Source organism: Peribacillus sp. SIMBA_075, from assembly GCF_046534585.1.
In genome coordinates, this window is sequence record NZ_JAWRYN010000030.1 from 25,874 (window position 1) to 43,624 (window position 17,751).

A 17,751-nucleotide genomic window follows, 5' to 3' on the forward strand; every position below is an offset into this window, starting at 1 on the left:
AATTTTTGTTAAGAAAGTATCGTTTATGGAGAGCTAAAGGAGAAGTTGGAGGGTATGACAATTCGTGAAGGAATCATACGAAACAAAAAAACTGCCGAGTTACCGGCAGTTTTTTGTTTATAAATATTTCCTGTGAATACTTTTTCCATCATAGGAAAACATGACTTCTTTTCCTTCCATGACTGATTCCATATGCACGGAGCGGCCCCAAAGCTGATGGATATATGGCATGACTTTTTCGAGATATTTCAGATCCAGTTCAATATCTTCATACCAATGTTTTAGGTAAAGTTCCCCATTACGCATGTAGTCTCCATCATTTACTGTGATATAGGGGAATCCGCCGTTAACCCTCATACTGACGAGTTGATCACGAACCTGTTCCCATGCCTTATCGACGATTTTGTAATCCTTGCCCTGCTTTTGGAATAAATACATATCCTCCCGCATGACCAGGTCTTTGGTCAAATAATTGCGGAGAAAGGAAATATCCGATTCGATTTCCCTGACTTCGAACATCTTTTCCCGGCCAGATCCAGGCTTGACACCCAGCTTGATCATTTCTTCGGTTGGATTATCATAGCGTTCTTCAATATCTTCAAGCACTTTCAATCCGAGATAATAAGGATTTATGCTGGTCTTTGATGGCTGAACGACACCTGCGTTCAGTTTTGCGAACTCAATGGCTTCCCCTGAGGATAAATCCAATTCACGAATTATGCGTTGATGCCAGTAGGATGCCCAGCCTTCATTCATGATTTTCGTTTCCAGCTGCGGCCAGAAATAAAGCATCTCTTCCCTGATCATCGTCATGATATCCCGTTGCCAATCGGATAGGTCCCTGCTGTACTGTTCAATGAAAAGCATAATATCCTTTTCTGGCCTTGGCGGGAATTTTTTTCTTTTTTTAATGTTGGATTTCTTCGGTTTATCCTTATTATCAAGATTCCATAAATCATCGTATTGTGTGGCTGTAGGTTTTGCTTCCTCTTCTTCTTCCTCATCTTCCATCGTCCAGGCAAGCTTCGGTCTCATCAGCGACGGATCGATATGTTCTTCAATGGCTAAAAGTGCATCAAGGAAAGTTTCCACTTCCTTTTTGCCATGCAGGATTTCATATTCACGGATTCTTTCTGCCGTGGCCGACATACTTTCCACCATATCTCTCTTAGTATTATTGAAACGTACATTATTCTTAAAAAAATCACAATGGGCCAAAACGTGGGCGACAATCAATTTATTTTGTACTAGTGAATTGGAGTCCAGCAGAAAAGCGTAACAAGGATTAGAGTTAATGACCAGTTCGTAGATCTTACTTAATCCAAAGTCATACTGCAGCTTCATTTTATGAAACTGCTTCCCAAAGCTCCAATGAGAAAAACGGGTCGGCATCCCATAGGCACCAAATGTATAAATGATTTCTGATGGGCAAATTTCATAACGCATCGGGTAAAAATCCAACCCGAATCCAGTTGCTATTTCTGTAATTTCACTAATGGCATATTCCAGAGCCTTTTGCTCCGCTCCATTCATCCGATATCCCCCTTGTCTTCCGCCTTTAAACTAATGTATGAAAAAAAGGAGGAAAAATGCCGTGATCATGAGTAAAGATCCTCGATAATAAAAAAAACACCTCCATGAAGAAGATGTCTGTTCAAATGATTCATGCAGTTCTTTACTCGATCTTAATTTCCCTACTCTATTAAAATTTTGCGAATTCCGTATTCACTGCCCCCTTTTTCGCTTTTGACCGAATCCAGGAAATGATAAGCGCTGCAATGATTACAAAGCCTAAATATCCTGTGACGGGGTATACCGTTCCAACCAATTTTATGAAGCCAACGAAACTTGCAAGGAAGGCGAGGATCCCTACCATTATCACGGATATTTTAAAGCGTCTCGTTTCGGCAGGAACCAACCTGGCTGTGAATGCATACAGCATCCCGACAGCGGTATTATAAATCATTCCTAAAAGGATGATTGATAGGATATATCCCAACCATGGAGAAATCTGATTCGCTAAATGAAGGGTAGGCATTCCTGAGCCTTCTATACCCTTCAAGTCGGACATCATCCCCAAATTGATTAACAATAGCAAGATTCCCAATCCGATACCTCCCAGAATTCCTCCAATACCAGCCTCCTTCTTATTCTTGAAGGTGCCTCCCATTACGGCTAGCATGGCAATTCCGGCAGTCATATTATATGAAACATAAAGTAATGAACCCATTATCCAGTTTCCGGTTGCAGCATTTCCTTTACTTGAAGATGAAATGATTTCATTGAAACTTAGATCGGATGTGAAAAATGAATAACCTGAAATAATGATCATGATAACAAATAAAAACGGTGTGACGGCACTAATGATGGACATTATTTTATTAACATTAAGTAAGAGCGTGCCAATCGTCAGCACTGCCATGACAATTGCACCAACTATACTGGGAATCCCGAATTGTTCTTCAAAAATCGTTCCGGAACCAGCAATCATGATGACAGTAACGCCAAACAAGAAAAATGTGATAATAACATCGACCACCCTGCCTAAATAGCGGCCACAAATATGTTCGATGATGCTTTTATGGGAGCGCGTTTGCAAAGTGCTCCCCAATTGCGTAACCTGCATGCCTAAGAACGCGAATAAAGCTGTCGCAACCACAATTCCCAATACACTGTAGATTCCAAAGCTAGTGAAGAATTGTAATACTTCTTGTCCTGAAGCAAAGCCTGCTCCAATGATGATTCCAATATATGCCCCTGCAAGATTTACACTGTTTTTCATATCAGACCCCCGCCCTAATTAAAAGATTATTCTGATAACTTCGATTAAATGAAATGTCTTCCCGTTCATCACAATCCCTGATCCGTAATAGCTTCCCAGCTTCAGTAATGTTAACGATCCATCGCCCATGAAGCTGGGTAGAGCCATTATTCCAACTCTTGGTGATTTATCATTTGGTATATCTTTTACTATGGGAAGTGAATTCATCGACCGCAGCGTAATTGACTTCATAGCCAATGCCTGCCGCCTTTGGCACAGTTATGACTCCATCTTCCACTGTAACCTCTGGTTGAATGATGTCCTTATGCCAATAATTCGCGGATGCTGCCGTATCACCAGGCATCGTGAAGTTATCAAGTGTTGTCAATGCGATATTATGGGCACGCCCCACACCGGATTCCAACATGCCTCCGCACCAAACCGGAACATTTCTTTCTTTACATAATTCATGTATTTTCATTGCTTCCGTTAAACCGCCAACCCTGCCGATCTTAATATTAATGATTTTACAGCTTCCCAATTCAAGGGCTTTTCTTGCATCTTCCACGGAATGTATACTTTCATCCAAGCAAATCGGTGTTTTGATTTCTGCCTGTAATGTGGCATGATCGACAATATCGTCTGATGACAAGGGCTGCTCGATCATCATTAAATCAAATTGATCAAGTTGTTTCAGTAATTCGATGTCTTTCAGCCGGTAAGCGGAGTTTGCATCCGCCATGATCGGAACATCGGGATATCGACTGCGTACTTCCCTGATTACATCTACATCCCATCCTGGTTGTATTTTGATTTTGATTCTTTTATACCCATCTCTCAATCCAGCTTCTATCTTCGCCAGTAATTCAGGTACCGTTTTTTGGATGCCGATGCTGATTCCAACATCGATTTTTTTTAGTTCCCCGCCTAAAGCCATACTTAATGGAATATTCTTTTCTTTCGCATATAAATCCCAGATGGCCCCCTCGATTGCCGATTTTGCCATATTATTTTTGCGAATATGCGAGAACATATCCGATACATCACGAGGATGCTCTATTTCTTTATTCAATACAAGCGGAATCAGGAAATCCTCCAGCATGGTCCAATTGGTTTTTATGGTTTCTTCGTTATACCAAGGTGCTGAAAACGCCACAGATTCAGCCCAGCCCGAAAGCCCCTCTTCATTTTTCACTTCTACAAGTATGAATTCCTTATCTACAAATGTTCCAAAACTTGTTGTAAAGGGAGCTACCAAATCCATATTTAAATGACGTAAACGCACTTCTGTTATTCTCATCCCGATTCCCCTCTTATTCTTGTTTTTTTAATAAATAGTTTTGAATGGTTTCACCTTGTTCCCGTTCGATCCCGGCTGCAACATATCCTTTGGCAAAAAAAGCTTTGAATAATTCACCGGTTTTTAACCGCCAATCAATCGCAAGGCGGAGATCATCTTTTTTGATTTTTTGAATATCTGTCGGAATGGGAATGGCGATCACGTCGGCATTGGTTTCCAAATGATAATCCTTGATGTAAGGAAAGCCTTGGTCATTCATTTCTGTCGTTACGATGTGTATGGCTTTATCAGGAAGCGGTGTCTCTTCCTTTGCTCCCTGCCCTATATTCCATTCCACCATGAAACGATCAGTGGACAATCCTTCATTGAGGGTATCCTTCATATTTCCATAACAATCTTCCATATATGTTGAACAAACCGCTTCTAGTTTACCGATATTCAAGTTTGCGTTCACACTTTCCAATGGATCATATGTCCATGTAATTAGATTGTAGCCTTTTTTGAGCGCTTCTTCTTTTTGTGCCAGTTTAAGTAATCTGCCGTAGCCCTTCTTTTGATGAGCCGGATGGATGGCTAACATATGTGAACAAAGAAACACCCTTCCATCCTTGAATCCCGGGAAACTGTATTGAAATCCAACTAACTGGTCATTGAGGTAACCGCCTAAAACAAGCCCCCCGTTTTTGACTGCGGTAATCGTCTGATGGGTAGGAACGCAATCCATGCCCCATACAAGGATTTCAAGACGCTGCACTTCTTGTAAGTCCTCTAGTGTTGTTAGGGATTTAATGATTAATTCATCAGTCATGTAGGTGTCCCCCCTCGCCATATTTCTCGAAAGTGAATATGATGGCCTTAGTCAGGATTTCAATTCCCGATAACAAAGCATCTTTGTTGAACGTCATGTTCGGATGATGGAGCCCTGGTGTCAAATTACATCCCAACCCAAGCATCGTCGCTTTGAGCTTGGGTCTTTTCAGCGTATAAAAATGAAAATCCTCTCCTCCAGTTGTAATGACAGGCGCTACCAGATTTTCTTCTCCGAGTGTATCGGCTATCGCTTCAGCCATTATTTCCTGGGCTTGTTCGTTCACGATTGCTGCAGCAACGTTGGTTCCCGGTTCGAGTTTCATTTCAACTCCATGGACAATGGCCAAGGATTCGGCAACTTTTTCCACCTTTTTGGTGAGCTCTTCCATGACAGCATTATCCTGAGCCCTTAAATCCAATGAGAAAGTGGCTCTCCCTGGGATGATATTGGAACTTTCGCCCCCAGCAAAAAACTGCGTCATTTTTACTGAATAAGGGATGGACGGATTGAGATGGATACCATTTAATAAAGTGACGAATGCTGCTCCTATCTCGATGGCATTTTGCCCTTGATGCGGTCTGGCACCATGCGCATCAGTTCCCGCTATTTCTCCTTTAATGAACTGGGCAGCCCCATGGACAATGGCTGGAGCCGCCTGCCCATCCTTCACTTCCTCAACTGGCCTTAAGTGCACTCCATAAAGGAAATCGACATCATCCAAAACTTTCTCTTCAATCATCTTCAAGGCGCCCGTACCTTTCTCTTCAGCAGGCTGAAAAATGAATTTCAGCTTACCTCTTGGTCGAAAGTCCATTTCCTTCAATACCAGGAAAACTCCAAGCGCCAAGGTCATATGCCCATCGTGTCCACATGAATGATTGGCCTGAAACGTCCCATGCACCTCCTGCCAAAGTGCATCGATATCCGATCGTAACCCGACTGTGAAATTCCCATCCCCGATTTCCCCAATCACTCCTGTACAGTCTTCGAATGATTTTACCTTGCATTGATTTTCCATTAAAATATTGGAAATGAATGCTGTCGTACTCACTTCATTCCAACTCGTTTCAGGATTTGCGTGTAACTGGTCGAAGATATCGATGATACGCGGCCTTAATTTTTCGATTGTTAGTTTGATATCCATTTCTGTCTCCCCCTTAACTACCGGCTTAATTGGCTTGACTTATGACTTTATTTCAAAAGAAATATTCGTCTTGATTGAACGCATCATATATAGCCTTTCTTTTTTTAAAACCCTGTTCATCTTTAATCGATACACCAGCTACTATACTATTCAATAATGAAAATAAAACCGGTGCCGTATCGATAGTGGAAGTCCTTGGTGTTGAAATAGGCAATAAAATGTCAGTGTAGTCAGCAATCGGAGCCAATTCAGAATCCGTTACGCCAATTACAAATGCACCCGCTTGTTTAGCCATTTCCGTAATTTTCACAGTTTCTTTCACATAACGGTGAAATGAAATGGCTACAAAGACGGAATTTTCAGTCATTTTATTCATCAGTAAAAAAATATCATCAGTATCCGGCCTATATAAATGGACCTCCTCCCTCACAAGCCTCAGTGTAAAGGTTAACCAATGTGCCGCAGAAAATGATAACCGATGTCCGGATATCAAAACATTGTCGGCTGCCGCCAATTTATCAACTGTTTTAGAAAAATCTTCATTTGATAAATTTTTGATTGTCTTTTCGATACTGACGATATCCTGCCCCATCACTTGAGCCATGAAGTTTGGTTGATTCGCAGCTTCAAGTTTTGAAGAATGATATTCATTCAAACTGCTGCTCTCGAATATCAACTGATTTCGAATAAGTTTTTGAAGTTCCGCAAATCCACTTAACCCCAATGAATAACAAAAGCGGATGATGGTCGTTTCACTCACACCTATATCATTCCCGAGCTTTTGAGCTGAAGTGACTGCAAATGTATGTGAATGTACTAACAAGTATTTTGCTACCTTTTTTTGGCCAGTTGATAAACCAGGGAATACTTCTTTAACTTTTTGCTGTAATTCCATAAAAAATCCCCTCTGAAGCAAGATATGAATTCAAAACTTCTAATATGACAATATGAAGTTTTTACTTCATCAATAATAAAGAGTATTTTATCATGGGACTTTTAATAAAACAATAATATTCAGAATTTTTAATAAAAAGAAATGTCAATGTACCTCAATTACAAAAAACCACGAAGATGAACTCCATGGTTTCCTTATCTTTATTTATTTTTTATGACGCTTTGCATAGCCACATCGTTTACATAATTCTTCAACTGCACATCTTCTTGAAAAACCATCATACATATTTTTAGCCCGTTCACCATTTAAAATATCTTCAAGTGACGTTTCAAATATATTCCCCAGTGGAATTTTCCCTTCACTATCCAAACAACAAGGTACGACTGTACCATCCACCAAAATGCCTAACTGATCTCTAAGAGCATAGCAGAAAATATTCTCATCGATAATGTCACGGTCCAATTCTGGCCACTCGAATTTTTCAGCCATGTTTATATAAACACGGTCCTTCAATTTAATATTATTCTTCTGCTGAAGAGCTTCACTTAAACGAATGTCCAATGAAAGCTTCTCCTCCAACATGCTGAGAATATCGTCGTTCAGGCCATTACTCGCTTTTAGTTCATCCGTATCCATATTCCATAAACGAATGGCACAAATCATTTCACTTTTTTCATTTGCCTCATTTATGAAATCGGCAATATTACTGACATATGAGTCGAGACTATTGCTCGTATCGTTTGCCTCGAAGCTATGAAGTGAAATATTCACCTGACGAAGGGCTTTTTTGGAGAGCAGCTTTTCTTTGACCTTTTGAATCAAAGTACCGTTCGTTGTTATATTCACCTTTAGGCCATTTTCTGCACTGATATCCAGGAATGTACCCAAATTTTTATTTAAAAAGGGTTCACCCATCAGATGAAAATAAATGTGATCGGTGTGCGGTTTGATTTTCTCGATTACATGTGTAAACCCTTCAGGATCCATGAATTTAAGAGTCCTTTGCAAGCTGGAGCTTGGACAAAAATTACACTTCAAGTTACATATATTTGTAATTTCTACATAAACTTTCTTAAACTTTCTCATTTTCTAATACCCCTACAATCAAGCTTATTGTTTCAATCTGATACTAACTATACTGGTTAGCTGCTCATAAATGCAATGAAAACTTCATGGCAGCGGATATCAAGGAATGGATAGGTATCACTTCACTGTGGCAACTAATCCGATATCCACCATTTCCCGGACAATCCTTTAAAGAAATCAGAAAAAAACATCTTCTCGAGGTGAAGATGTTGGCTAAAATTCAAACCTTTTATTTTTGTTCTGAATTTACTTTCTTTTTTGCTCAGTGACCTTTAAACTAAGTAATTTTTCATTTTTCAAATCATGTTGTACGGTCACGATAACATTGAACTCATTTCCCTTATCCGCGACTAAAAAGATGAAAGCATCTTCGACAAGATTTTCCGCTATAGTTTTCCTACCCTTATATTCGTAATCGGTAACCTCAACTTCAGGATAATCTGCCTGAACTACGGCAATCGCAATCTTTCCGTATTTTTCGTAATCGGGTTTTTGGGCCTGTGTTGAAATGGACCCTGCTTGTATAATCAAAAAAATCCCCATTAACATCACGATGACTTTTTTCAAAATTCTTCCTCCTCATATTTTCCTCTTAATATTATTATGTAAGATTGTTCATTTGTTATGCAGCTGCATCGCTTCTTTAACAAGCATGATTCCAACTGATCGATTCCTTTTCCATTCCTCAGGAAATACACTCAAGGGAGGATTGGTTTCATCCACTAAATAACTAAGTTCGATTGTCATTCCCGGGCGGTGGAATTCAGTTATGAACCAATCCGTAAATCCACTTCCTACCGCTTCTTTTTCCGGAAAGGTCAGTTCATACCCAGTCAATTCCGATGTTTTTTTGGCAATCCCATAATCCCTCACCATATTTTCCCGTTTATTTTTGTAATGCCAAAAGATTTCCCTTCCTGAGGTATGATAGGCAACAGCAAGAAGGGGATCGATTTCCCTTGTAAAATCCGCAAGCGCTTTAACTTCAGCTGCTTCAAGTGGTTTTTCCCCTTTATAAAATTGATAAGATGGGTTTTTTTCATGACTCATGACTTCTTTCCATCCAGACGGATACTGCCTATTTAAATCAATGCCCTTGGCGTTGGCTTTCCATCGCGACCAATTCTTGCTATATCCGTTCATTTTCCATACTGCTGCCTTTTCAAGTATATTTAAGTTTGATAAATCTCCTTGCTGGATGCTGACTCCATCTGGATTAAGCATCGGGATGAACCAGATGCTAACTTCATCCAATGCTCCCGACGGGTATTCTCCAACAGGCTTGCCCGCTCGATAAGCGGCTGCATAGTCTTCAAGCATGCTCATTAAAAGTTTGGAGCTGAGCCATTCCCGCCCATGATGTGACCCCACAAACAAAATCGATTTTTTTCCTTTTCCTAACTTGACTGCTTTTATATCTTTTCCCTTTTCAGTTTGACCGATTATTTGAACGTCCAATTCATACTGGTGTTGGATTCCTTGCAGATCCATTTCCATCCGCTCAGGAGAATACACCTCTTCTGCGAGTGTGGTTTCAGGAAAAAAAAGCAGGACAATTACTCCAATTACCATTATTTCTCTCATGTACTCACCTTTTTTTTTTATTCAGGTAAAAAGCAACAACCGCGGTCCAAATACATCACCACTTATTGTAAGGAAATGTTCAGTCCGATCTGAACAAAATACAAATAGCTCCTTATTAAGGGGGAGAACTACATGAGGATTGCGGATTATGATCAGGCATTGTTTCACACACACCGTTCTGATTGGGACAGCTTGTTAGTATTGATGGTTCGGACGAAAGATCATTTTCTTTCAAAAAAAATAGAACATTTTTTGCACGCATACCGGTTTGAGCATGATTACCAAATTGTTCAATCCCAGTTGTATGCGCTGCTTCGTTATCTAGATCATGCGGCAGAAAAAACAAGTGATTATTTAAGTGAACTTCCAAGCTTAAATCAACTATAGTTTTTGCAAAACGGGAAAATTTATACAAGAAGATTGATTTTCGGGGATTTGACTTTGGCTGGTGAACCCTATAAAACAAGGAAGGGTCAGGTATGAAAATACCTGACCCTCATTTCATTATTTTTTTATTGTTGCATACGCAGCTGCATACATTTTAAGATCTTCAAGTAAACCTTCCACAAGTACGGCAGACTCTTCAAGTAAACCATCATTTTCATAATCGAAGCAATGTGGATCCAGAACCAATTGTTTGGCGATCACATTTGCATAAAGGCTGCGGCCCACTGTTCTCATTGAATTTAAGGCGTTGATCCCACCTTTTCCTCCGCCGGAGACAGCCAATAAAGCGACTGGTTTATGCGTGAATTGTTCATTGCTTAGAAAATCCAAGGCATTTTTCAAAGCTCCACTCATGGAACCATGATATTCCGGAGTGGTCAGGATCACGCCATCCGCTTCACCGATGCTTTTCCGAAGACCTTGAATCACTTCCAATTGATATTGCTCACCTTCACCTGAATATAAAGGGATCTCACTATTGCTTAAATCAATAAGTTCCGCTCCGTATTTCTTGGAAATGTAGCGTGAGGCTATCCCTGTACGCCCTTGTTTACGTGGTGAACCATTAATGATTACTAATTTCATGAATATTCCTCCATTATCCCTTATTGCCGCTCACTCTAAATTCAATACTTTACCGATGTTTTCCGAGGTCACTTGCCAATACAGTATACCAAAACCGAAACCGAATTTCCTTGAATTTTGCTCATTCAAATTTCCCAGAGGCCACTTTAAGATACTTTTACACGAAAAAAACGAAAGACCGGAAATCTTTCGTTTAGCTTTTCATACCTTTAAACTAACGCTTCAATCTTGCCCATGAAATCTGCCATGACTCCCGATAACTTGGACTCAGCTTCTGGCATTGATTTACCTTGGACACCGAAATAGAATTTAATTTTCGGTTCAGTACCTGAAGGACGGAGGCATACCCATGTACCATCCTCAAGGAAATACTTCAATACGTTTGATTTCGGAAGCTCGATCAGTTCTTCACCCTCGGAAAGTAACGTACGCTTTTTGCTGCTTTGATAATCTTCTTCAACGACCACCGCGATTCCAGCTATACGAGCAGGCGGGTTTTGACGGAATTGATTCAAGATTCCTTGAATCTGTTTCGCTCCCTCAATGCCCTTTAAAGTTAATGAACGCAACCCTTCTAGGTAGAATCCATATTTTTCAAACACATTCAGTAACCCTTCATAAAGCGTCAAGCCCTGCTTTTTATAATAAGCACAGACCTCAACAGCCAGCACAGCCGCTTGAATGGCATCTTTATCACGTGCAAAGTCTTTAATCAGATAACCATAGCTTTCTTCATATCCGAACAGAAAGCTATGTTCCCCGCTTTCGTTATACTGATTTATTTTCTCGGCGATGAACTTAAACCCGGTAAGTACATCAATCGTCTGCAAGCCATAGGACTCCGCAATCGTCCGCCCGATTTCCGAGGTGACGATTGTTTTTAAGACGACTCCATTTTGGGGAATATCCTCTTTTTCTTTTTTCTGGGACAGTAAATAATCAAGGAAAAGGGCGCCTGTTTGATTTCCAGTCAGGACAACATATTGACCCATCTCGTTTTTCACAGCAATTCCAAGCCGATCGGCATCTGGATCCGTTGCTATCAATAAGTCCGCTTCCACTTTGTTTCCAAGCTCGATTGCCATTTCAAATGCAGCTGGTTCCTCTGGATTTGGAGATTTGACTGTCGAAAAATCAGGATCTGGCAGTTCCTGGTCCTGAACTATATGCAAATTTTGATACCCTAAGCTTTGCAGTGCCCGCCTGACGGATTTATTTGCCGTTCCATGAAGCGGCGTAAAGACGATTGACACATCTATTTCCTCGGCAAGCCTTGGATTCTCAGGAACAGTGAGCAACTCTCGATTATATGCTGCATCCAATTCCTCCCCAATCATTTCGATGAGGCCCTGCCCTTTAAGAACTTCCGCTTCTTCAACCTGAATTTCAAGCTCATTTTCAATGGCATCCACATAGCTGATCACTTGATCCGCCGCTTCCGGTGGCAATTGTGCCCCATCTGGTCCATAAACCTTGTAACCATTATATTCAGGCGGATTGTGGCTTGCCGTAATGACAATTCCAGCAAAAGCATTCAGCTCGCGAACGGCAAATGATAATTCTGGTGTCGGACGCAACTCATCGAATAAATAAGCCTTCACCCCAAATGTAGCCAAGGTTTTAGCTGCTTCTAGTGCAAACTCCGGAGACTTATGTCTCGAATCATATGCAATCACAGCCCCTCTTCCTTTTGCCTCTATCCCAAACGAAGAGATATATTGGGCCAACCCAACCGTTGCCTTCCTTACAGTATAAAGATTCATCCGGTTCGTTCCAGCTCCGATTTCCCCACGCATTCCGCCTGTTCCAAATTCTAAATTCTTATAAAAGGCATCTTCGAGTTTTGCTTCATCCCGCTGCATTTCCTCAAGGAGGACACGTAATTCCCCATTTAAATTCTGGTACCCTGCCCAAGTGGTGTATAAAGATTTCCAATCCATCTCCAACATCTCCTCCCAAACGCCTTATTTGTTATTATTATGTAGCTGGCTTACATATACAAAATTATCATATATATTCCAATAAATGAAGTAAAGGCTCGTAATGAATAGAACCGCATCAGCGTTCATCACATCACGAGCCCGTATACCTTTTATTTTCCGCCTTTTTGATAATGCAGTTTATAAATATCATGGCGGCGGTCTTTCAATTGCCTTACAGTACCTGACTGCCGTTCTCGCCGTAAGATCTCCAAATCAACATCGCCAATCAGGACCATCTCAAGGTTCGGGCTGGTTTCTCCGACTATGCCGTCACGTGCAAATTCGAAATCCGATGGAGCGAAGATTCCCGATTGAGCATATTGGATATCCATATTTTCCGTTTGAGGCAGATTCCCCACCGTTCCGGAGATGACGGTATAAATTTGATTTTCCACAGCACGGGCCTGGGCACAATAACGAACGCGCAGATAGCCTTGCCTGTCTTCTGTACAAAATGGAGTGAATATGATTTTTGCCCCCATATCGGTAGCAATCCGGGCAAGTTCCGGAAACTCAATATCATAACAAATTTGTATCGCGATCTTCCCGCAGTCCGTATCAAAGACACGAACACGGTCACCAGCGTTGATCCCCCACCATTTTCTTTCATTCGGTGTGATGTGAATTTTATATTGCTTTTCAATCGTCCCGTCACGACGGAATAAATAAGCGATATTATAGATGTTATCATCATCTTCTTTTACGAAATGGGAACCGCCGATGATATTGACGTTATACCTTACTGCTAAAGTGGTGAACAATTCAATGTACTGCTCCGTGAAATCGGACAGTTTCCGTACAGCCAAGCTTGGTGATCTTTCATTTAAGAAAGACATCAACTGGGTAGTGAACAATTCCGGGAATACGGCAAAATCCGCATTAGCATCCGAAGCCACGTCGGTGAAATACTCAACTTGGTTCGCGAAGTCCTCGAATGAATCGATTTTACGCAGCATGTATTGTACGACGCAGATCCGCACCGGTTCGGATGTTTTATAATAACGTTTTGTTTTCGGCTGATAATCGACGTTATTCCACTCCATGAGAGTAGCATACTTATTGGATTGCAGATCATCCGGCAAGTAATTCGGATTGATCCTCATTAGCGTGAAGCCATTTAAAAGCTGGAACGAAAGGACTGGGTCATATATTTTATGCAATTGCACCTCTTTGACATATTCCCTTGGCAGCAATTCCTCCGCATGTTTATGGTAATTGGGGATCCTGCCGCCTATAATGATGCTTTTTAAATTCAATTGGGCAACAAGTTCTTTCCTTGAATCATATAGTCTTTGACCAATTTTCATCCTGCGGAATTTAGGATGGACCATGACCTCGATTCCATATAAATTATAACCGTCCGGATTATGATTCGTGATGTATCCATTATCAGTTACATCATCCCATGTATGGCGATCATCATATTCGTCAAAATTAATGATGAGGCTGGAACATGAGCCAATCACTCTACCATCATATTCAGCCACAAACTGTCCTTCTGGAAAAATCGCCAGATGGCTCTCAAGCTGATCTCGCTTCCAGGGAACCATTCCAGGAAAGCAACTCGACTGTAGAGCAATTATTTCATCTATATCTCCTAGCCTCATATTACGTATTTCCATTATTTTTTCATATTTATGCAGGTCTAAATTTGGCATTCTTCTCAGACTCCTTTAATCTCTTCCGTAAGAATTATACCCCTTATTCAAAAATTAAAACAACTGAACCTATCCAAGGTTTTCAAAATTCCATTGATAAAATCATTCTTAATGTCCCAGAAAAAGAATATATATTTTACAGACGCAGTCCATACATACTATACTTTTCATGAGAGCAAAAAGAGATGGGGAAGAGGAACCATGAACAATACAAAACGCAGTGTGGAAAACTTATGTTTGTAGCCTGGCTGCTTCCATCATTGCTTTTTCAGGAAGCTTATATTTTTCTGAAATGAAGCAATATGAACCATGCTCGCTCTGTTGGTATCAGCGGATCATCATGTATCCTTTTACAATCATTTTAGGAATTGCAATCATTCGAAAAGATTATTGGATCAGCTTTTATACCATGATACTATCCGAATCGGGTGCATTCATTTCCACTTACCATAATTTGATACAAAAGGTCTCATCCTTTCTGACCACACCCTTGCATGCTGAAGGGTTTCATGTACAGGACAATATATTAACGTATTGGGTTTAATTACTATCCCATTCCTAGCCTTGACTGCATTCGTCATTATTTTTATATGCAGTTACATCGTATGGACAAGATCCAAGGAGGTTGCAGCTTAATGAAGAAAATGGCTATAATTTTAGTAATAATCGTCGCGCTATTTGTCCTGCTCGGCGTTTTTACAAACATGAAAAAAGAAGAAAAAACAAAAGGAAATCCATACGGCAAAGATAAGCTCAAATCAGCTACTGTCGATCAACTGGATGATCCCAATTATCAAAACTTGATCCTGCCTGAAGAATTGGAGCAGGACCTTCAAGATAATAAAGATGTGACCGTTTATTTCTATAGTCCTTCGAATTCGATCAGTCAAAAAACCACACCCGTCGTGGCACCTTTGGCAGAAAAGTTGGGAATCGATCTAGTTCAATACAACCTTTTGGAGTTTGAACAAGGCTGGAGCGATTATGGCATCAAAAAGGAGCCGACCATCGTTCACTATAAAAATGGACAGGAACAAGAACGGATCGTTGGCTTTAATAAAGAGGAAACCTTCGAGAAATGGTTCGAGGACCACGATATTAATTAAGGATGAAAAAAATGAGCCGGCCCTAACGGAAATCTTCACCCGTTATAGCCGGTTCATTTTTTTTGACTTATACTAAATATTGATTGGCCACCTTGATATCCATCATCTGCATCTCATTTCCCGCTTCATGATGTATATGTGAAAAATGGTCATAATAAAAAGGGAAGAATATTCCGCATTCATTCAATAGAGTGATGTTATGTTGGAACAATTCTTCAGACTTAGATTCCATCACTATACAATCTTCTCTCTTCTGTTTATCCAATATCGACATGAGGATTTGAAGACATGTCATAACTTGAAATGCATCTCTTAATGTTGCTAAGTAAGTAAAAGAACCCTGATTCGGCTTCAAAACGCCAATCTCACGAAAATGAAGGATTTCACTTTCCGTAAAGTATTTCGGAAATACAGATTCGTAGAAACGAGAAACGAGACTCGCTATTTCTTGCTCTTGTTCTTCAGTTGAAGAAAAGACCGTCTTCACTAAAAAAACCACCTTTTTTCAGATCCGTTAGACCTATCTAATATATGTATACTCTAGGACAAGCGATTTCTTTCCCAATAGAATAACATAAAAATTGTAAAAAATATGTGGTAATTTCCACCACGAAAATCTTAGCAATAGGTCAAAGGTTATTTTTTTCATTTAACCACAACCAAACAAGGCGAAAGTAGGAATGAAATTGGAAAATTTCAATATAATTAACCAACATTTATTAATAGAAGTACTGGACAGCTGGAATGGATTAACATTGGAAAAGCTTTTTAAGGAGCGGTGGAAAGCCCCAAAGAAGTTGGTGCATGAGTGGAGGATGAGTAAAGAAGTGACAGTGAACGGCAATTCCGTCACATGGTCAACTGTCCTTACTGAAGGAGATACGGTCAGCATCCCCATGCTGGATCAAGCTGAAAATGAAACTGTTAAAACGGCAGACTTAGGAATATCCATCTTATATGAAGATGACCTGTTGTTGATAGCCAATAAACCGGCTGGGATGGATACTCACCCTTCTCTCCCAGGTGAAGCACACTCCCTCATCAATGGAGTTGCGCACCACCTTCGACAAACCGGCCAGACCTGTATGATTAAGCATATTCATAGGCTTGATAAAGATACCACCGGTGCTGTCCTTTTTGCCAAAAACCGCCTCATTGGGTCCATGTTGGATAGAATGTTGGAAGCAAGGGAAATCAAACGGACTTACCTTGCTTTAGTCGAAGGAAACATAAAAAAGGATGAAGGCGAAATCAAAGAAAAAATTGGCCGGGACCGCCACCATGCCACGAGACGAAGGGTTTCCCCTTCAGGTCAGACCGCAGTTACCCATTACCGGGTGCTCAATCGCGATCCCAAGAAAAACTTGACGCTCGTCAGCTGTACTTTGGAAAGCGGCCGAACCCACCAGATCAGGGTACATTTCAGCCATCTGAATCACCCTTTGGCCGGAGATACCCTTTATGGAGGAAGAAGGGCTTTTCCACGTCAAGCCCTGCATGCCCGAAAAATCGAATTCATCCACCCCATTTCCGAGGAAAAATTGATTATTGAAGCTCCTTTCCTGGATCGACCTGAAATATTCAATTTTCACATAAAATAGAAAAACACCGTTCCATTGGAACGGTGTTTTTCATTTCAGTTTAATCTGTATCATAGACTAAATCATAAAGGTTAACTTTAAAAAAATAGCTGGCCACCTGGGCCAGCTTTATTTTGTATTTAAGATGCTTTTCTCATGCCTTTTAAGATAAGGCTTAAGATGAAAACAAATACGATTGCACCAATCAATGCTGGAACGATAGCGAAATCTGCTACTGTAGGTCCCCAGTGCCCAAGAATTAATGAACCTAACCATGCACCAACAAAACCAGCGATAATGTTGCCGATAATTCCAAATGGTACATCACGTCCAACGATCAGACCTGCTAACCAACCAATGATACCTCCGATAATTAATGACCATAAAAATCCCATAATATATTTCCTCCTTCAAATTAGTTAATTTTTAATATCTACAGCAGACTTCAAGAAATCTCATCACTTCCATATTGTCATGCAGTTCTTTTAACTTTTACATTCAAATGGTATAATGCCGATTACGCACAATATCTAATGAATGTGAATGTGTTAGTTATAAGGTAGTGTTAGCTAGCTATAGCCCTTGAGGAACTGATTGGACAATCCTCAATATGTTAGTGAATTTTTTCTTTTTGTTTGCCGCTGTACTCATTATTTTCCCCGTTTAATTAAACTAAAACCTGATTTTTTTAAAAAATATTTGGTAACGAAAACAGGAGTATTACACCTGAAAAACGGGTATATAATATGTTTTTAACTTTGTCACATAGTTAGTATAAGCAATAACTGTTTCAAATATGTTCATTAAGAAAA

The 17,751-nt window shown here is 40.3% G+C and carries 18 protein-coding genes; 4 read left to right on the forward strand and 14 right to left on the reverse strand.

From position 1 onward, the window contains the following. Positions 1 to 117: 117 nt before the first annotated feature. From SB775_RS19015 to SB775_RS19055, 9 genes are all read right to left on the reverse strand, one after another. Positions 118 to 1,533: a SpoVR family protein gene (locus SB775_RS19015; RefSeq protein WP_125163484.1), complete on the reverse strand. Its 1,416-nt coding sequence runs from the start codon at positions 1,531 to 1,533 to the stop codon at positions 118 to 120. A gap of 169 nt (positions 1,534 to 1,702) precedes the next feature. Continuing rightward, the gene (locus SB775_RS19020) at positions 1,703 to 2,782 is read right to left on the reverse strand and encodes a YkvI family membrane protein (RefSeq protein ID WP_289320914.1); all 1,080 of its coding nucleotides are present in this window, start codon (positions 2,780 to 2,782) and stop codon (positions 1,703 to 1,705) included. Positions 2,783 to 2,951: 169 nt separating this feature from the next. Beyond that, positions 2,952 to 4,061 carry an o-succinylbenzoate synthase gene (gene menC, locus SB775_RS19025; protein ID WP_410862775.1) on the reverse strand — a complete coding sequence of 370 codons (1,110 nt, stop codon included), beginning with the start codon at positions 4,059 to 4,061 and terminating at the stop codon, positions 2,952 to 2,954. A gap of 13 nt (positions 4,062 to 4,074) precedes the next feature. Further along, positions 4,075 to 4,869 (reverse strand): GNAT family N-acetyltransferase, encoded by a 795-nt coding sequence (locus tag SB775_RS19030; protein ID WP_410862776.1) that lies wholly within the window; start codon positions 4,867 to 4,869, stop codon positions 4,075 to 4,077. After that, on the reverse strand, positions 4,862 to 6,016 hold the full coding sequence (locus tag SB775_RS19035; RefSeq protein ID WP_410862777.1) for a M20 peptidase aminoacylase family protein: 1,155 nt from the start codon (positions 6,014 to 6,016) through the stop codon (positions 4,862 to 4,864). The genes SB775_RS19030 and SB775_RS19035 overlap by 8 nt, the downstream gene beginning before the upstream one ends. 52 nt (positions 6,017 to 6,068) lie before the next feature. After that, positions 6,069 to 6,911, reverse strand: a complete 843-nt coding sequence (locus tag SB775_RS19040) for a MurR/RpiR family transcriptional regulator (RefSeq protein ID WP_284471627.1) — start codon at positions 6,909 to 6,911, stop codon at positions 6,069 to 6,071. Positions 6,912 to 7,115: 204 nt separating this feature from the next. Continuing rightward, positions 7,116 to 7,997, reverse strand: coding sequence for a radical SAM/SPASM domain-containing protein (locus SB775_RS19045; protein ID WP_061461871.1), 882 nt, complete (start codon positions 7,995 to 7,997; stop codon positions 7,116 to 7,118). A 246-nt stretch (positions 7,998 to 8,243) separates the two neighbouring features. Continuing rightward, the gene (locus tag SB775_RS19050; RefSeq protein WP_410862779.1) at positions 8,244 to 8,564 is read right to left on the reverse strand and encodes a DUF3889 domain-containing protein; all 321 of its coding nucleotides are present in this window, start codon (positions 8,562 to 8,564) and stop codon (positions 8,244 to 8,246) included. Between the two features lie 48 nt (positions 8,565 to 8,612). Beyond that, positions 8,613 to 9,581 (reverse strand): M14 family zinc carboxypeptidase, encoded by a 969-nt coding sequence (locus SB775_RS19055; RefSeq protein WP_410862781.1) that lies wholly within the window; start codon positions 9,579 to 9,581, stop codon positions 8,613 to 8,615. Between the two features lie 132 nt (positions 9,582 to 9,713). Here SB775_RS19055 and SB775_RS19060 point away from each other — a divergent pair, with 132 nt between their 5' ends. Further along, the gene (locus SB775_RS19060) at positions 9,714 to 9,968 is read left to right on the forward strand and encodes a YhdB family protein (RefSeq protein ID WP_061461868.1); all 255 of its coding nucleotides are present in this window, start codon (positions 9,714 to 9,716) and stop codon (positions 9,966 to 9,968) included. A gap of 117 nt (positions 9,969 to 10,085) precedes the next feature. Here SB775_RS19060 and SB775_RS19065 read toward each other — a convergent pair whose 3' ends face one another. The 3 genes from SB775_RS19065 to SB775_RS19075 form a co-directional block, all read right to left on the reverse strand. Further along, the gene (locus SB775_RS19065) at positions 10,086 to 10,613 is read right to left on the reverse strand and encodes an NADPH-dependent FMN reductase (RefSeq protein WP_410862782.1); all 528 of its coding nucleotides are present in this window, start codon (positions 10,611 to 10,613) and stop codon (positions 10,086 to 10,088) included. A 209-nt stretch (positions 10,614 to 10,822) separates the two neighbouring features. After that, positions 10,823 to 12,553: a phospho-sugar mutase gene (locus SB775_RS19070; protein ID WP_410862783.1), complete on the reverse strand. Its 1,731-nt coding sequence runs from the start codon at positions 12,551 to 12,553 to the stop codon at positions 10,823 to 10,825. A 152-nt stretch (positions 12,554 to 12,705) separates the two neighbouring features. Beyond that, positions 12,706 to 14,253: a carbon-nitrogen hydrolase family protein gene (locus tag SB775_RS19075; protein ID WP_061461865.1), complete on the reverse strand. Its 1,548-nt coding sequence runs from the start codon at positions 14,251 to 14,253 to the stop codon at positions 12,706 to 12,708. A gap of 292 nt (positions 14,254 to 14,545) precedes the next feature. Here SB775_RS19075 and SB775_RS19080 point away from each other — a divergent pair, with 292 nt between their 5' ends. After that, positions 14,546 to 14,797, forward strand: a complete 252-nt coding sequence (locus tag SB775_RS19080) for a disulfide bond formation protein B (protein ID WP_289320923.1) — start codon at positions 14,546 to 14,548, stop codon at positions 14,795 to 14,797. A 91-nt stretch (positions 14,798 to 14,888) separates the two neighbouring features. Further along, positions 14,889 to 15,359, forward strand: coding sequence for a thioredoxin family protein (locus tag SB775_RS19085; RefSeq protein WP_061461864.1), 471 nt, complete (start codon positions 14,889 to 14,891; stop codon positions 15,357 to 15,359). A gap of 67 nt (positions 15,360 to 15,426) precedes the next feature. Here SB775_RS19085 and SB775_RS19090 read toward each other — a convergent pair whose 3' ends face one another. Beyond that, positions 15,427 to 15,846 (reverse strand): DUF5365 family protein, encoded by a 420-nt coding sequence (locus SB775_RS19090; RefSeq protein ID WP_410862785.1) that lies wholly within the window; start codon positions 15,844 to 15,846, stop codon positions 15,427 to 15,429. A gap of 193 nt (positions 15,847 to 16,039) precedes the next feature. Here SB775_RS19090 and SB775_RS19095 point away from each other — a divergent pair, with 193 nt between their 5' ends. After that, positions 16,040 to 16,960, forward strand: a complete 921-nt coding sequence (locus SB775_RS19095) for an RluA family pseudouridine synthase (protein ID WP_410862786.1) — start codon at positions 16,040 to 16,042, stop codon at positions 16,958 to 16,960. 119 nt (positions 16,961 to 17,079) lie between these two features. Here SB775_RS19095 and SB775_RS19100 read toward each other — a convergent pair whose 3' ends face one another. After that, on the reverse strand, positions 17,080 to 17,334 hold the full coding sequence (locus tag SB775_RS19100) for a GlsB/YeaQ/YmgE family stress response membrane protein (protein ID WP_176432049.1): 255 nt from the start codon (positions 17,332 to 17,334) through the stop codon (positions 17,080 to 17,082). Positions 17,335 to 17,751: the final 417 nt, after the last annotated feature.

Coding starts and splice junctions, on each gene's coding strand:
- SB775_RS19015 (WP_125163484.1), bottom strand. CDS start 1,533: ATGAATGGAGCGGAGCAAAAGGCTCTGGAATATGCCATTAGTGAAATT.
- SB775_RS19020 (WP_289320914.1), bottom strand. CDS start 2,782: ATGAAAAACAGTGTAAATCTTGCAGGGGCATATATTGGAATCATCATT.
- menC (WP_410862775.1), bottom strand. CDS start 4,061: ATGAGAATAACAGAAGTGCGTTTACGTCATTTAAATATGGATTTGGTA.
- SB775_RS19030 (WP_410862776.1), bottom strand. CDS start 4,869: ATGACTGATGAATTAATCATTAAATCCCTAACAACACTAGAGGACTTA.
- SB775_RS19035 (WP_410862777.1), bottom strand. CDS start 6,016: ATGGATATCAAACTAACAATCGAAAAATTAAGGCCGCGTATCATCGAT.
- SB775_RS19040 (WP_284471627.1), bottom strand. CDS start 6,911: ATGGAATTACAGCAAAAAGTTAAAGAAGTATTCCCTGGTTTATCAACT.
- SB775_RS19045 (WP_061461871.1), bottom strand. CDS start 7,997: ATGAGAAAGTTTAAGAAAGTTTATGTAGAAATTACAAATATATGTAAC.
- SB775_RS19055 (WP_410862781.1), bottom strand. CDS start 9,581: ATGAGAGAAATAATGGTAATTGGAGTAATTGTCCTGCTTTTTTTTCCT.
- SB775_RS19060 (WP_061461868.1), top strand. CDS start 9,714: ATGAGGATTGCGGATTATGATCAGGCATTGTTTCACACACACCGTTCT.
- SB775_RS19065 (WP_410862782.1), bottom strand. CDS start 10,613: ATGAAATTAGTAATCATTAATGGTTCACCACGTAAACAAGGGCGTACA.
- SB775_RS19070 (WP_410862783.1), bottom strand. CDS start 12,553: ATGGATTGGAAATCTTTATACACCACTTGGGCAGGGTACCAGAATTTA.
- SB775_RS19075 (WP_061461865.1), bottom strand. CDS start 14,253: ATGCCAAATTTAGACCTGCATAAATATGAAAAAATAATGGAAATACGT.
- SB775_RS19080 (WP_289320923.1), top strand. CDS start 14,546: ATGAAGCAATATGAACCATGCTCGCTCTGTTGGTATCAGCGGATCATC.
- SB775_RS19085 (WP_061461864.1), top strand. CDS start 14,889: ATGAAGAAAATGGCTATAATTTTAGTAATAATCGTCGCGCTATTTGTC.
- SB775_RS19095 (WP_410862786.1), top strand. CDS start 16,040: ATGAAATTGGAAAATTTCAATATAATTAACCAACATTTATTAATAGAA.
- SB775_RS19100 (WP_176432049.1), bottom strand. CDS start 17,334: ATGGGATTTTTATGGTCATTAATTATCGGAGGTATCATTGGTTGGTTA.